This window comes from Brachybacterium sp. (genome assembly GCF_052095815.1).
In the GTDB taxonomy this organism is placed as follows: Bacteria; Actinomycetota; Actinomycetes; order Actinomycetales; family Dermabacteraceae; genus Brachybacterium.
Window position 1 is genome coordinate 1 of sequence record NZ_JBQDLF010000068.1, and the last position, 14,584, is coordinate 14,584.

14 protein-coding genes and 1 pseudogene are annotated in these 14,584 nt (G+C 71.2%); all 15 read left to right on the forward strand.

The features are described from left to right. Positions 1–774 (forward strand): proline racemase family protein (locus ACTH43_RS17295; protein ID WP_441446138.1); only part of this gene is annotated, 774 nt, incomplete at its 5' end. Between the two features lie 87 nt (positions 775–861). Further along, a complete protein-coding gene (gene cmtR / locus ACTH43_RS17300) occupies positions 862–1,281 on the forward strand; it encodes a Cd(II)/Pb(II)-sensing metalloregulatory transcriptional regulator CmtR (protein WP_345083122.1) in 420 nt (139 codons plus the stop codon). Beyond that, positions 1,278–3,266, forward strand: a pseudogene (locus ACTH43_RS17305) (heavy metal translocating P-type ATPase). The gene cmtR and the pseudogene ACTH43_RS17305 overlap by 4 nt, the downstream one beginning before the upstream one ends. Positions 3,267–3,294: 28 nt before the next feature. Beyond that, the gene (locus ACTH43_RS17310) at positions 3,295–3,438 is read left to right on the forward strand and encodes an NAD(P)-binding domain-containing protein (protein ID WP_441446139.1); all 144 of its coding nucleotides are present in this window, start codon (positions 3,295–3,297) and stop codon (positions 3,436–3,438) included. Between the two features lie 78 nt (positions 3,439–3,516). After that, positions 3,517–5,055: a sodium:solute symporter family protein gene (locus tag ACTH43_RS17315; protein ID WP_441446140.1), complete on the forward strand. Its 1,539-nt coding sequence runs from the start codon at positions 3,517–3,519 to the stop codon at positions 5,053–5,055. Further along, positions 5,052–6,452, forward strand: coding sequence for an AGE family epimerase/isomerase (locus ACTH43_RS17320; protein ID WP_441446141.1), 1,401 nt, complete (start codon positions 5,052–5,054; stop codon positions 6,450–6,452). Before ACTH43_RS17315 ends, ACTH43_RS17320 begins: the two co-directional genes overlap by 4 nt. Beyond that, positions 6,449–7,195: a 6-phosphogluconolactonase gene (locus ACTH43_RS17325; protein ID WP_441446142.1), complete on the forward strand. Its 747-nt coding sequence runs from the start codon at positions 6,449–6,451 to the stop codon at positions 7,193–7,195. The genes ACTH43_RS17320 and ACTH43_RS17325 overlap by 4 nt, the downstream gene beginning before the upstream one ends. Beyond that, complete coding sequence (locus tag ACTH43_RS17330) at positions 7,192–7,995, forward strand: sugar isomerase domain-containing protein (RefSeq protein WP_441446143.1); 804 nt, start codon at positions 7,192–7,194, stop codon at positions 7,993–7,995. The genes ACTH43_RS17325 and ACTH43_RS17330 overlap by 4 nt, the downstream gene beginning before the upstream one ends. Beyond that, positions 7,992–9,146 (forward strand): N-acetylglucosamine-6-phosphate deacetylase, encoded by a 1,155-nt coding sequence (locus tag ACTH43_RS17335; RefSeq protein ID WP_441446144.1) that lies wholly within the window; start codon positions 7,992–7,994, stop codon positions 9,144–9,146. The genes ACTH43_RS17330 and ACTH43_RS17335 overlap by 4 nt, the downstream gene beginning before the upstream one ends. Then, complete coding sequence (locus tag ACTH43_RS17340) at positions 9,143–10,498, forward strand: hypothetical protein (RefSeq protein WP_441446145.1); 1,356 nt, start codon at positions 9,143–9,145, stop codon at positions 10,496–10,498. Before ACTH43_RS17335 ends, ACTH43_RS17340 begins: the two co-directional genes overlap by 4 nt. Before the next feature lie 72 nt (positions 10,499–10,570). Further along, complete coding sequence (locus tag ACTH43_RS17345; RefSeq protein WP_441446146.1) at positions 10,571–10,888, forward strand: hypothetical protein; 318 nt, start codon at positions 10,571–10,573, stop codon at positions 10,886–10,888. Positions 10,889–10,954: 66 nt separating this feature from the next. Continuing rightward, positions 10,955–12,034, forward strand: a complete 1,080-nt coding sequence (locus ACTH43_RS17350; protein WP_441446147.1) for a YeeE/YedE family protein — start codon at positions 10,955–10,957, stop codon at positions 12,032–12,034. A gap of 42 nt (positions 12,035–12,076) precedes the next feature. Next, positions 12,077–12,307 carry a sulfurtransferase TusA family protein gene (locus tag ACTH43_RS17355; RefSeq protein WP_345083094.1) on the forward strand — a complete coding sequence of 77 codons (231 nt, stop codon included), beginning with the start codon at positions 12,077–12,079 and terminating at the stop codon, positions 12,305–12,307. Between the two features lie 58 nt (positions 12,308–12,365). After that, positions 12,366–13,667, forward strand: coding sequence for an alpha-L-fucosidase (locus tag ACTH43_RS17360; RefSeq protein ID WP_441446148.1), 1,302 nt, complete (start codon positions 12,366–12,368; stop codon positions 13,665–13,667). 63 nt (positions 13,668–13,730) lie between these two features. Next, the coding region (locus ACTH43_RS17365) for an ADP-ribosylglycohydrolase family protein (protein ID WP_441446149.1) at positions 13,731–14,584 on the forward strand (854 nt) is incomplete at its 3' end.

A 14,584-nucleotide genomic window follows, 5' to 3' on the forward strand; every position in this document is an offset into this window, starting at 1 on the left:
ACGATCTGCGTCGCGACCGCCCTGCTCGAGAGCGGGATGATCGAGATGACGGGCGGGGCGCAGGGCGGGGGTCACGGCGGGGAGCAGAGGATCACCCTGGAGTCCCCGTCGGGCCTCGCCCACGTCATCGCCCGCACCGCCGACGGGCGGGTCGAACAGATCACCACCCAGGGTGAGCCCGCCTTCGTCGCCGAGCGGGGGCTCACGATCGAGGTCCCCGAGTACGGGCCGGTGGGCTTCGATCTGGTGTGGAGCGGCGCCTACTACGCGATGATCTCCGCCGCCGCGCACGGCTTCGAGCTCACGGCCGACGAGCAGATCGCGCTCGCCGCCTTCGGGGACGCCTTCGTGCGCGCCGCCCGGCCGGGGCTCCGCCAGGAGCATCCGTCGCTGGGGGATGTGGGCCCGCTGCCCTTCGTCCACTTCATGGGTCGGGTGCGCACCCTCGAGGATGGCAGCGTCGAGTCCCGTTCGGCGACCTACGTGCACCCGGGCGTGATCTGTCGCAGCCCGACCGGGACCGGCACCTCCGCGCGACTCGCGCTGCTGGCCGGTGACGGAGTGCTCGGGCCGGGGGACACGCTGGAGACGATCTCCCCGCGCGGCAACCGTTTCATCGGCACCGTGCTCGGGCAGACCGACGTGGGGGACTTCCCCGCCTGGAACTCAACCACCACCGGCTCGGCGCGGCTGATGGCCCGTTCGAAGCTCACCGTGGATCTGGACGACCCACTGGTGGACGCCTCCGATCTGGAGGGGCTGCTGGGGCCCTGAGGCGATGAGGCGATGCTCGCTTCGCGACCGGGCGGGACCACGTCGAAGCGGCCACGGAGAGGTCAGCGTGCGCTGTATAGTCACTGCATGCTGACCAGAGCCTCCCGTCTCGACGTGATGAACCGGCTGGGCCGCGCGATGGCCGACCCCACCCGCTCCCGGATCCTGCTGTCCCTGCTCGAGGAGCCCGGCTATCCGGCCGCCCTCGCCGCGGAGCTGGATCTGACCCGCACCAACGTCTCCAACCACCTGGCCTGCCTGCGCGACTGCGGGATCGTGGTCGCCACCCCCGAGGGCCGACGCACCCGGTACGAGATCGCCGACGCCCACCTCACCGCGACGCTGGGGGCCCTCGTCGAGACCGTGCTCGCCGTCGACGACGGTGCGCCCTGCCTCGACGAGAACTGCACCGTCCCCCCGTGCTGCGATGCGACTGCTGCGGCTTCCGATTCCCTTGAGACCGCCGAGCACCTCAGGGCCGCCGAGGCTGGCGTGGTCTCCCGATGAGCGACGACTGCTGCGGCCCGGTCGTGACGAAGGCGTCGCCCGCGCCGGTCGTCGAGGACGCCTGCTGCGGGCCCGCAGCCCCGGCCGCCCCCTCTGACGTGCTCGAGGTCGAGCGGCCCACGCCCTGGTGGCGGGACCGCTCCCTGGCCCTTCCGCTCGCCGCCGGGGTGCTGTGGGTCGCCGGCCTGCTGCTGGGCTGGGCAGGGCTGGACCTCCCCGCGCTCATCGTGCACGTCCTGGCGCTCGCCGCCGGCGCTTGGACCTTCGTGCCCGGCACCCTGCGCCGACTGGTCCAGGGCCGCGGCCGCAGCCGACTCGGCGTCGGCCTGCTGATGACGATCGCGGCCCTCGGCGCCGTCCTGCTGGGTCATGTCGGAGAAGCCGCCGCGCTCGCCTTCCTGTTCTCTCTGGCTGAAGCCCTCGAAGATCGCTCGATGGACCGTGCGAAGCAGGGCCTGCGCTCCCTGCTCGCCCTCATCCCCGAGACCGCTCGCGTGTCCCGGCCCGCCGGTCCCGAGTTGATCCCGGCCGCTGAGCTGCGCACTGGCGATGTGCTCCTGCTCGGCGCCGGCGACCGGGTCGCGACCGACGGCGTGATCGTCGAGGGCCGCTCCTGGCTCGACACCTAGGCGATCACCGGCGAGTCGATCCCGGTCGAGGCGGGCCCAGGGGACGAGGTGCACGCCGGCTCCCTGAACGGCTCCGGCACCCTGTCTCTGCGCGCCACGTCCGACGGGCGGGGCAACTCGCTGACCCAGATCGTGCGCCTGGTCGATCAGGCCCACGCCGCCAAGGGAGAGCGAGCGCGCCTGGCCGACCGGATCGCTCGTCCGCTGGTGCCCGTCGTACTCGTGGTCTCCGCACTGGTCGCCCTCGTAGGCGTCTTCGCCGGCGACCCCGCCACCTGGATCGAGCGGGCACTGGTGGTGCTGGTCGCCGCCTCGCCCTGCGCCATGGCGATCGCCGTGCCGGTCACCGTGATCTCCTCCATCGGCGCGGCCAGCAAGCTGGGCGTGGTGATCAAGTCCGGAGCCGCCGCCGAACAGCTCGGCACGATCCGCACCGTCGCGCTCGACAAGACCGGAACCCTCACCCGCAACGAACCGCAGGTGGTCGAGGTCGTTACCGCCGACGGCCGCCGCCGCGAGGAGATCCTCGCGCTCGCCGCCGCCCTGGAAGCCACCAGCTCCCACCCGCTGGCCGCCGCCGTGCTCGCCGCGGCCGAGGCCGCAGAAGGGGCCACCGCGGAGGCCACGGAGGTGCAGGAAGCTCCAGGTCACGGCCTCACCGGCCAGGTCGCCGGGCGCTCGATCCGAGTGGGCAGCCCCCGCTGGATCGCCCCCGGCGACCTCGCCGCGGGCACGGAGGGGATGGCCGCGCGGGGGATGAGCCTCATCGTGGTCGAGGAGGACGGCCTGGCGATCGGGGCGCTCGGAGTGCGTGACGAGCTGCGGCCCGAGGCCGCCGAAGCAGTCGCCGCCCTGCATGCCCAGGGGATCCGCACCGTGATGCTCACCGGCGACAACCCCCTCACCGCCCGCGCGATCGCTCAGGAGGCGGGGATCGACGAAGTCCACGCCGAGCAGCTCCCCGCCGACAAGGCCGCCTACATCCGTCGGCTGTCGAAGGAGGCGCCGACGGCGATGGTGGGCGATGGCATCAACGATGCCCCCGCCCTCGCCTCTGCGACCGTGGGGATCGCGATCGGCGTGACCGGCACGGCCGCCGCCGTGGAATCGGCGGACGTCGCCTTCACCGGCACGGATCTGCGCCAGCTCCCCGCCGCGCTCGCGCACTCCCGCCGCACCCGCCGCCTGATGACCGGCAACATCGCCCTCGCCCTCGCGATCATCCTCGTCCTCTTCCCGCTCGCCCTGTTCGGGGCGCTGGGCCTGGCCGCCGTGGTGCTGATCCACGAGGTGGCCGAGGTCGTCGTCATCGCCAACGGCATGCGCGCCGCGCGCACGCGGGGCGTGACCGCATGACCATCATCGGCATCATCGGCGCAGGGAAGTGGGCGGCCAGCTGGTCCGCGCAGTGATCGCGCAGGGCCACCAGGTCGTCATCGCCGACTCCCGCGGGCCCGAGATCCTCACCGCCCTGATCGACGCCCTCGGCCCTGCTGCGCTGAGCTCAACCTCGATCACGTTTCGGTAACGACGCCGAGATCTCTCGACTTGCAATCGGTTGCATGTCAGCCTGGGCAAGACGGATCTCGAGAGACGAGGAAGAACAATGGCTGTTCTGGACTGGGTGGTCATCGCCGGCTACTTCGTGGTGATGGTGGTGATCGGGCTCTATGCGAAATCGAAGATCTCCGACGCGTCGGACTTCTACGTCGCCGGGGGCAAGCTGCCCGCCTGGCTGGTCGGGATCTCCCACCACATGTCCGGCTACTCCGCTGCAGTGTTCGTCGGCTACGCCGCGCTCGGCTACACCACCGGCTTCGCCGTCTACGTCTGGTGGGCGCTGAGCATCACCGTGGCCTGCAGCATCGGTGCCTGGCTGTTCGCGCCGCGCTGGCCGCGCCTGCGCCAGCGTCTGGGCATCATCTCCCCGCTGGAGTACCTGGCCAAGCGCTTCAATGTGGCCACCGAGCAGCTGCTCGCCTGGTCCGGCGCAGCGCTGAAGGTGTTCGACGTGGCCGCCAAGTGGGTCGCGAGCGCGATCCTGCTGCAGGTCTTCGCGGGCCTGCCGATCGTGTGGGGCATCCTCGTGGTCGGCGGGGTCACCATGATCTACTCCACCATCGGTGGGATCTGGGCGGACGTCCTGACCGACCTCGGCCAGTTCATCATCCAGTTCGTCGCGGCGATCGCGATGCTCGGCATCGTGGTGGTCCAGCTCGGCGGGATCTCCTCGCTGTGGACCATGTGGGAGCGGCTGCCCGAGGGACACTCCTCGCCGTTCAACAACGACCTCACGCTCTGGTTCTTCCTCGCCTACATCATCATCTCCACCCTGTCCTACAACGGCGGCACCTGGAACCTCGCGATGCGCATGATCTCCACCGCCGACGGCGCCGCGGCTCGCCGCTCGATGCTCCTCTCCGGAGCGCTCTACCTGCTCTGGCCGCTCGTGCTCTTCATCCCCATGTGGGCCGCGCCGATCTTCCTGCCGGGCCTGGCGAACCCCGAGGAGTCCTACGCGTTGATGGCGCAGCAGTTCCTGCCCGCAGGACTGATCGGCCTGGTGCTCGCGGGAATGTTCGCGCACACCATGGCGATGACCGCCTCGGATGCGAACGCGATCTCTTCGGTGGTGGTGCGCGACATCATCCCGGCCCTGCGCCGGGACCGCAGCTTTCTGCCCGCGAAGCGGGAGCTGTTCATGGCCCGGCTGACCACCTTCCTGTTCATCGTCCTGTCGATGGGCATCGCGCTCACGGCAGACAGCTTCGGCGGAGTGCTCGGCCTGCTCATCACCTGGTTCGGTGCCCTCGTGGGCCCGATCGCGGTGCCGATGCTGTTGGGCCTGCTGCCCGCCTTCAAGCGCTCCGGCTCCGCTGCGGCGATCACCTCCTGGGCGATCGGGCTGGTCGTCTTCGCGACCAACAAATACCTGCTCGCCGGCCCGATCGAGTCGCTGGGCACCGCGAGTGCACAGACCATCACGGTGGCCACCCCGGTACTCTGCTCGATCGTGGTGTTCATCGGCTACGGCCTGATCCGCCCTGCCCACAGCGCGGAGGTCGATGCGCTGGTCGACTCCCTGGGCTACGACGGGCCGCTCGTGGAGACCGCGACGGCCGACGGACGGGAGGCGAGGAAGTGATCTCGCTGCGCTCACACCTCGAACTGCGACCACACCTCGAACGCGATGTGCTCGGCTGGTGGGATCGAGAGGGGGCCGACGACCACCTGGGCGGCGTCCGCACTTGCTTCACCAACCGCGGGGAGGCCATCAGCCGCGAGAAGTACACCTGGTCGCAGGGCCGCTGGGCCTGGACCTGCGCGCTGGCGGCCGAGGAGATCGAGGCCGGCCGAATGAGCGGAGACAGCGCCCTCTGGCGCCGACGCTCCCTCCAGACTGCCGACTTCCTCGTCGACCATGCCTTCCTCCCGGACGGCCGCACCAGCTTCCGACTCAGCGAACACGGCGAGCAGCTCGCGGACGAGGACGGAGAACTCGCGACCAGCGTCTTCGCCGACCTCTTCGCGGTGCTCGGTCTCGCCGGCGCCGCACGCACGGTGCCCGGTGCGGAAGCGGGCCTGACGTCGGGACCGGGGACAGACTCAGGCACTACGGAGCCAGGCATTACGGAGTCAGGCATTGCGGGCTCAGGCACTACGGAGTCAGGCACTGCAGGGCAGGGCCGTGAGCGCTGGCTCGCCCAGGCTCGCCGCACTCTGCTCGGCGCCGAGACCTCGATCCGCGCCCGGACCGCGAAGAGTGCGCCCTATCCGGTCCCCGCCGGGTTCACGGACCTCGCAGGGCCGATGACCCTCGTCCACGTCGCCGGTGAGCTGCACCGGGCGGCGCCGAGCGACGAGGTGCTCGCAGTCATCACGGGTGCCCGGAACACCCTTCTCGGCGACGAGGGAGCGACCTCCGGCGACGAGAACCCCTTCCTCGGCACCGAGACCTGGTGGGAGTTCCGCCCTGACCATGCGCGGGACCACAACACCCTGCTGGCCCGTCACGTCACTCCCGGTCACCTGCTCGAGCTGCTGTGGATGCTGGTGCACGTCGGCGACCAGCACCCGCAGCTCGCAGTCCCAGATGCCACGCTCACCTCGCTTGCGCTGCGGGCGCTCGAGACGGGCTGGGACGCCGCCGAGGGCGGCCTGCTGCGCTATGTGGATCGGGAGGCCGGCGGCGCGCCCGTCGGCCGCCTGCTCGAAACCCCCTACGAAGCGCTCGTGCAGCGCACCTGGGACACCAAGCTCTGGTGGGTCCACGCCGAAGCGATGTACGCGACCGCCCTGCTCGCCCGCCGCACCGGCTCCCCGGAGCTCGCCCGTTGGGCGCAGCGGGTGCGTGAGTACACGCTGGGCACCTTCCCGGACCCGGCAGGCCAGGAGTGGCTCCAGAACCGCCGCCGTGACGGCAGCCCGCTGGACGAGGTGGTCGCCCTGCCCGTCAAGGACCCCATGCACATCGCCCGTTCGCTCCTGCTGCTGAACGCCCTGGAGCACGACCCCGCACCGACTGAGGAGAAGACACCGTGAGCATTGCTGAGACCGCGCTGGAGATCCACACCTACCCCACCCGCCAGGAGATGGGCGCCGCCGCCGCTGCGGCCGCCGCCCCGATCCTGCGCGAGGCGATCGCCGAACGAGGCAGCGCCCGCCTGATGCTCGCCGCCGCCCCGAGCCAGTCCGCCACCCTGCAGGCGCTCGCCGCCACGGACGATCTCGACTTCACGAAGATCGACTGCTTCCACATGGACGACTACATCGGCCTGAGGCCGGATGCCCCGCAGGGATTCGGCAACTGGCTCGCGAACGAGCTGTTCACCCTGGTCACCCCGCGCGCTTTCCATCGCATCGACGTCACCGCCGCACCGGAGGACGCCGCCGCCGCCTACCGCGAGGCGATGGGGGAGGAGCCCTTCGACGTCACGCTGTGCGGGCTCGGCGTGAACGGCCACCTCGCCTTCAACGACCCGCCCGCGGACTTCACGGACCCGCTGAGCGCGCGGGTGGTCGAGCTCGATCAGGTCTCCCGCCAGCAGCAGGTCGACGAGGGGCACTTCCCGGACCTGGACGCGGTGCCGGTCCACGCCATCACCGTCACCATTCCGCGGCTGCTGAACGCGCGCCGTATCGTCGTCTCCGTCCCCACGGCGGTCAAGCGCCAGGCCGTCCACGACACCGTGAACCAGCCGATCTCCGGTGCGCACCCCGGCACCGCGCTGCGCACCCATCCCGATGTGCACCTGTTCGTCGACGCGGAGGCCGATCCCCGATGACCCAGGAACCCACCAGTCCCGCCGGCCCCGCTGGCCCCGCCGATCCTGCCGCGCTCGCCGCGGAGTACTTCGAGACGATCACCGCGCTCATGGGCCGCATCCGCGCCGAGGAGCAGGCCGCGGTCACCGAGGCCGCCGGGCTGCTCGCGGAGCAGATCGCCGGGGACCGCCTGGTGCACGTCTACGGTCCGGGCGGGCACTCGAACCTCGCCTCGCAGGAGGTGTTCTTCCGCGCCGGCGGCCTCATGCACGTCTCCGCGATCCTCGACGAGGGCACCCTGCTCTCCAGCGGAGCGCTGCGGTCCATGGCGATCGAGCGCACCCCCGGCTACGGCCGGATCGTCATCGACGACCACCAGCTGGGCGAAGGCGACCTGCTGATCCTGGTCAACGCCTACGGGATCAACGCCGCCCTGATCGACGCCGCGCTCACCGCGAAGGAGCGCGGCTGCACCCTCATCGGCGTCTCCAGCCGGGAGCACGCCGACTCCACCGCCCCGGAGCATCCCGCCCGCCACCCTTCCAGGCAGGACCTCCACGACGTGGTGGATCTGCACATCGACACCAAGGTCCCCGTCGGGGACGCGGTGATCGAGATCGACGGCGTCGCCGAGCGCACCGGCGCCGTCTCCACCTTCGCGAGCGCCTTCGCCATGAACTGGCTGATGATGAGCACCGTCGCCGCGCTCGCCGAGCGCGGCATCGACCCGCCGATCTGGCGTTCAGGCAATGCTCCCGGCGGCGATGAGGCGAACGGCCAGTTCATCGCCCAGTTCAAGGGAAGGGTGACGTCGCTGTGAGCACCCTCGTGCGCGGACTCGACCCGGCCACCGGTCAGCTGCTCGAGGTCACGATGGACACCGTGATCACCCGCATCGACCGTCGGCCCGCGCAGCCCGGGCAGGTGCTTCCCTATCTCGCCCCGGGGTTCATCGACCTGCAGGTCAACGGCTTCGCCGGGATCGATGTGAACGGGCCGGAGGTCACCGCCGAGCGGATCGTGGAGATCACCGGGGCGCTCGCTCGGCGCGGGGTCACCACGTGGGTGCCCACCGTCATCACCGGCTCGGAGGAGGCGATCTGCCGCTCCCTGCGCGCTGTCGCCGAGGCCCGCGCCACCTCGCCCCAGCTCGCCCACGCGATCCCCTTCGCGCACGTCGAAGGCCCGTTCCTCTCGGCGCAGGACGGCCCGCGCGGGGTCCACGACGCCGCCCAGATCCGCCCGATCGACGCCGAGGAAGTCGCGCGCTGGCAGCAGGCCGGGCCTGTCGGCATCGTGACCCTCTCCCCGCACACGGACGATGCCCCCGCACAGATCACCCGGATCGCCGCGCTCGGGATCCAGGTCGCCCTCGGCCACACCCACGCCAGCGGCCCCCAGCTCATCGCCGCGGTCGACGCCGGCGCGACCCTGTCCACGCACCTGGGAAACGGGATCTTCCCGCAGCTGGCCCGCCACCCGAACCCGCTGTGGACCCAGCTCGCCGAGGACCGTCTCACCTGCGGGCTGATCGCCGATGGGCACCACCTCCCCGCGGAGACGCTCGAGGTCATGCTCCGCGCCAAGGGCATCGGCCGGGCCTTCCTGGTCTCCGACGCGACCGAGCTCGCCGGCAGACTGCCCGGCCGGTACGAGACCGCCGTGGGCGGCACGGTCGAGCTGAGCGACGACGGTCGCCTGTCCTATGTGGGCACAGAGCTGCTGGCCGGGGCAGCGTCCGACGTCGCCGCGGGCCTGCGCTTCGTGCTGCGCGCGACCAGCCTGTCCCTGCGAGAGGCGCTCGTGCTGGTCACCCGCACCCCGGGCGCGGTCCTCGGCCGTGAGACCACGCTGCGCGTGGGCGCCCCCGCGGATCTGGTGACGCTCGAGGCCGACGGGGCCATCCAGGGCATCTGGCAGCACGGCACGGAGCTCACGCCCGCACGATCGGGAGCAGGAACGAGCGCATGATCCAGCGCATGATCCAGGTGGGAGCATCTGTCCAGGCGCTGGGGGTCACCTCCCCGGTGCCGATGTCGGGTTTCGCCGCCCGCACCGCGCCGAGCACCGGCGAGCATGACGAGCTCGGCGCCCGCGCGCTCGCCCTGGACGAGCTGGTGCTGATCACGGTGGACGTATGCGTGCTCGAGGAGAGCACCTGCCAGCGGATCGCTGCCGGAGTGCACCCCGAGGCACCGGCGCAGGTGATCGTCACCGCGACCCACACCCACGCCGGCCCCTGCTCCACCCCGACCCGGCTCGCCCGCTGCACGCCGGAGATCGAGCAGCAGATCATCTCTGCGGCGATCATCGCCGGCCAGACGGCGCGCTCAGCCCGGCACCCCTGCCGAGTGGAGCACCGCTGCGCGCGGGGCGTGGGCGTCGCCTCGAACCGTCGGCACGCGGGCCAGGCCATGGATCCGCCGGTGCAGATGCTGCAGTTCCTCGCCTCGCAGGCGGAGGGGGTGACCGGTGACGCGGCCGACGGAGGGGCCCGGGAGCACAGCCATGTCGTGGCCAGCCTGCTCACTTATCCCTGCCATCCGGTGGTGCTTGATGGCACCAACCGCCTGCTGTCCGGTGACTACATCCATCCGCTGCGCGAGCGGATCGAGGCTGAGCACGCGGGATCGCTGGTCGTGTTCACGACCGGCTGCGCAGGAGACCTCAACACCGGACACCGCGCGGAGGCGTCCTACTCCCTGACCGGTTCCTCCACGCGGACCTTCGCCGAGGCCGAACGGGTCGGCACCCGGATCGCGGACTCGGTGCTGGCAGCGGCACCAGAGCCCATCGACGCAGGCGAGGTGCGCTTCGCCTCGGTGCCGGTGACCCTCCAGCTCGACCGGCCCACTGACGCACAGCTCACCGCAGATCGCGCCGCCTGGACACAGGAGCTGACCGAGGCGGAACCGGGCCGAGCCGCCCTGCTGAAACTCTGGCTGGACTGGGCCGCCGCCGTTCCGGAGGACACGGAATGGTCCGGCCGGGTCAGCGCATTCAGGCTCGGCGAGGTCACCGTGGTGACGCTGCCCGGGGAGCCGTTCCTCGAGGTCGCCGAGCAGATCACGGCGAGAGTCGCTGCCTGCGGTGCGGAGTTCGCGGGGCCCTGCCTGGTGCTGGGATACGCCGACGGCTGCCCCGGCTACTTCCCGAGCGCGGGGGAGTACCCGTTCGGCGGCTACGAGGTGGAGGACGCCCACCGCTACTACGGCATGCCGGGGCCGTTCGCCCAGGGGTCGGCGGAGCTGCTCGTCGAGGCGGCGGTGCAAGCGGTGGAAGCATCGGTGGCAGGAGAGGGCTTCCCGGTACTGTGCGGGTGAGCCGGTCGCAGCAGCCCGGCACCCGCACGCCCGTGGATCCGGCGAGCGGGTCTTCGATCTGAGGGGACCCCCATGGAAAAGATCACCGTCGCCGGCCACCCCGAGCCCATTCCCGCCTCCGCTGTCGCGGAGCGACTCCTGAGGCAACGTCTCGAGACCGTCCGCGAGAAGCGCGGCGATGAGGCTGCCGACGCCCTGGAGGTCCTGGTCGGCGAGCGCATCGGCACCCTCCTCGAAGGCGGGATGCCCAGCATCGACGTTGCGACCATGCGCTCGATCGTCGACTTCGTGGAGACCCCCGCCGAGGACGAGAGCACCTCGGGCCTGGGCCGCGTGGTGCAGGGTCTCAAGGACAAGGCCGCCCAGCGCGGGAAGCGGACCATGAGCTGAGTGCGTCGCGCATTCTGCGTTCATCAGGGGTTCTACTTATGGGGTCCATAAGTTAGCGTGGCCGGCATGATCCTCACCGGACTGTTCCTCGGCGCCGTGCTCGGTTACGTCCTGCAGCGTTCGCGGTTCTGCGTCACCGGCGCGTTCCGCGACCTCTACCTGACGCGCTCCGCGCGCTACTTCACCCCCTTCCTCCTCGCCATCGCGATCCAGGCCGTCGGCGTCGCCGCGCTCACCGGCGCCGGCGTGATCGCCCCCGAACCCGCATCCTTCGCCCCGCTCGCGGTGATCGGCGGTGGCCTGCTGTTCGGCGTCGGCATCATCATGGCCGGCGGCTGCGCGACCGGCACCTACTACCGCGCCGGCGAGGGCCTCATCGGATCCTGGGTGGCGCTGATCTTCTACATGCTGTTCGCGGCGGTGATGAAGTTCGGCCCGCTCGGCGGTTTCACCGAGGCCGCCCGCGCTCGCACCATGGGTGACGCGACCATCCAGGAGACCCTCGGGGTCAGCGTCTGGGTGCCCACCATCGCGTTCTCCGCCCTGGTCGCCGTGCTCGTGGTGCGCCAGGTGCGCAGGAGTGCCGCTCGCAGTGCAGGCAAGCAGAGCGTGCGCCTGCCCGCCCGTCGCAGCGGTCTCGGCCACTACCTCGCCGATATCCCCTGGAACCCGTGGGTGGGCGGTGTGCTGCTGGGCCTCATCGCGATCGCGGCCTGGGTGCTCTCCACCGCCGCCGGCCGCAACGGCGGCCTCGGCATCACGACCCCGTCGGCCAAGATCATCACCTTCCTCACCACCGGGGACGTCACCCTCGTGGACTGGTCCGTGATGCTCGTGCTCGGAATCCTCGTCGGCTCCTTCATCGCCGCGAAGCTCGCCAGCGAGTTCCGCTGGCGGGTGCCGGATGCACGAACCATCCTCAATAGCGCCGGCGGCGGTGTCGCGATGGGTGTGGGCGCCGCGCTCGCCGGCGGCTGCACCATCGGCAACTCGCTCGTGGAGACCAGCCTGTTCAGCTACCAGGGCTGGGTCTCCTTCGCCGCGATCATGCTCGGCACCTGGGCTGCCGCCTGGTTCTTCCTGGTGCGCCCGCAGAAGGCCGCCGCGAAGAACCGCCCCGCACCCGTGCTCAGCCCCGCCGCCTGACCTCACCCCGCTAGAACCTCACCCCGACAGAGAGGACCTCTCATGCCTGCCTACACCCTCCAGACCAACGGCGCCGTCTGCCCCTTCCCGCTGATCGACGCCAAGAATGCGATGGAGCAGCTGACCACGGGCGATGACCTGATCATCGGCTTCGACTGCACCCAGGCCACCGACTCCCTGCCCCAGTGGGCCGCGGACGACGGCCACGAGGTGGTCGCCTTCGATCGCGTGGGCGAGGCGGGATGGACGATCACGGTGCGCAAGGGCGCCTGAGCCCGTAGCGTGGTGCGGGCCCCTCGAGGGAACGATTCAGAGAGCGAAGAGCCCCGCCATGGACGACCCCGCACGCTGGGACGCACTCCCACAGCGCTTGCCCGACTGGTTCCGCGATGCCCCGCTGGGGATCTTCCTCCACTGGGGCGCGTACTCCGTGCCCGCCTGGGCGGAGCCCACCGCTGAGCTCGGTGCGGCCGACGACGCTGCCGACCGGCTCACGCACAACCCCTACGCCGAGTGGTATTTCAACACCATGCGCCTCGAGGGCTCCCCGGCTGCCGAGCATCATCGGCGCGTCCACGGCGGAGCGCCCTACGACGATTTCCTCGACCAGTGGCAGGTCGGCGCCTTCGACCCGTCCGCCTGGAGCGACCTCTTCGCTCGTGCTGGCGCGGACTACGTCGTGCTGACCACCAAGCATCATGACGGGATCACCCTGTGGGCCGCCCCCGGCACCGGCGAACGCAACACCGTGCAGCGCGGGCCCCGCCGAGACTTCGTCGGCGAGATCGCCGAGGCCACCACCGCGGCCGGGATGCACTTCGGGGTCTACTACTCCGGCGGACTGGACTGGCACGAGCGGCCGACGCCACCCCTGGTCGAGCTCCACGAGGTGGAGGGCTCGAAACGGCCGCGCGATGACGACTACGGGAAGTACTGCAGCGCCCAGGTGCGCGACCTCATCGACCGCTACGGCCCGGACGTGTTCTGGAACGACATCGGCTGGCCGGACCAGAACCTGCACTTCGGCCCGGGCGGCCTCGGCGAGCTGCTCGAGCACTTCTACCGCGAACGCCCCGAAGGGCTGATCAACGACCGCTTCTCCGGTGCGCACCACGACTTCATGACCACCGAATACCAGTCGGGGGAGATCCCGGAGGGCCAGGCTTGGGAGAACTGCCGCGGCATCGGACTGAGCTTCGGCTACAACCAGGTCGAGGACGCCGCCCAGTACATCAGCGGCGCGCAGGCGGTACGGCATGTGGTCGACGCCGTCTCCCGCGGTGGCCGGGTGCTGCTGAACCTCGGGCCCCGGGCCGACGGGTCACTGCCTGAGCTGCAGGTCCAGGTGCTCGAGACACTCGGAGAGTTCATGGCCGAGCACAAGGCGGTGCTGTCCGGTGCGCGCGGGCTCGGCGAGCTGGAGATCCCCGGAGCCCAGTGGGCGCGTGCAGTGGAGCAGGACGGGCAGTGTCATGTGTTCGTGTCGGGGGAGGCGGGGACGCTGCAAGTTGCTGCGGCGGATCTGCCCGTCGGCTTCGACTGGCCGGAGGATGGCGTCGAGATCGTGCTGGGTGGCCGGGACGCGGCGCCGATCGCCGTCTCCGCGCAGGCCACCGGCAGCTCCGGTCGCTGAGCCTGGGCGCCGACCGGCGTGAAGGACGGTCGGATCGTCGCACCCCCGCGCTACCGTTCCCTCATGACGACCACCACCACCGCTGCTGACCGCGCCGCCGGAGCCCTGCTGGGCCTTGCCTGCGGGGACGCCGCCGGCGTCCCCTACGAGTTCGCCTCGGCCCCCTACGACCCGTGCAAGGGTCCGCAGATGATCGGCGGCGGGCTCGGCCCGTACACGCCGGGGGAGTGGTCCGACGACACCCAGATGGCGCTGTGCATCGCCCACGTCGCCGCGTCCGAGGTCCCGATCGACTCTCCCGAGGGGCTCGACGCGATCGCCCAGGGCTTCCTGGACTGGCTGCAGGGCGGTGCGAGCGACGTGGGAACCCAGACTCGCCAGGTGCTCAGCGCAATGCTCAGAGACGGCGGCGGCCCGGGCCTCGCTCAGCGGATGACCTCCGTCGCCGCGGAGCTGCACGCCCGCTCCGGCCGGACCGCCGGCAACGGCGCACTGATGCGCACCGCCCCCGTGGCTCTCGCCTTCCCGGACGATCCCGAGCGCACCGCCCGCGCCGCACGAGCCATCGCCGAGCTCACCCACGCGGACCCGCTGGCCGGAGACTCCTGCGTGCTGTGGTGCGAAGCGATCCGGCGCTCCGTCGTGGACGCCGTGCATGGCCGGCCGGAGGACGGCATCGAACTGCTCCCGGCAGAGCACCGCGAGACGTGGGTGGCGCTCGCCGACGGGACCTGGCGCTCGGGCGCTCCAGCGTCCCTGTCTCCCAACGGGTTCACCGTCACCGCGCTCTACGCCGCCCTGCACGCGGTGGAGCAGGCGGCCACGGCCGACGGGCCGACGGAGACCTTCCGTGCGGGCATCGCCGCAGCCGTCGCGCTCGGCGACGACACCGACACCATCGCCGCGATCGCCGGCTC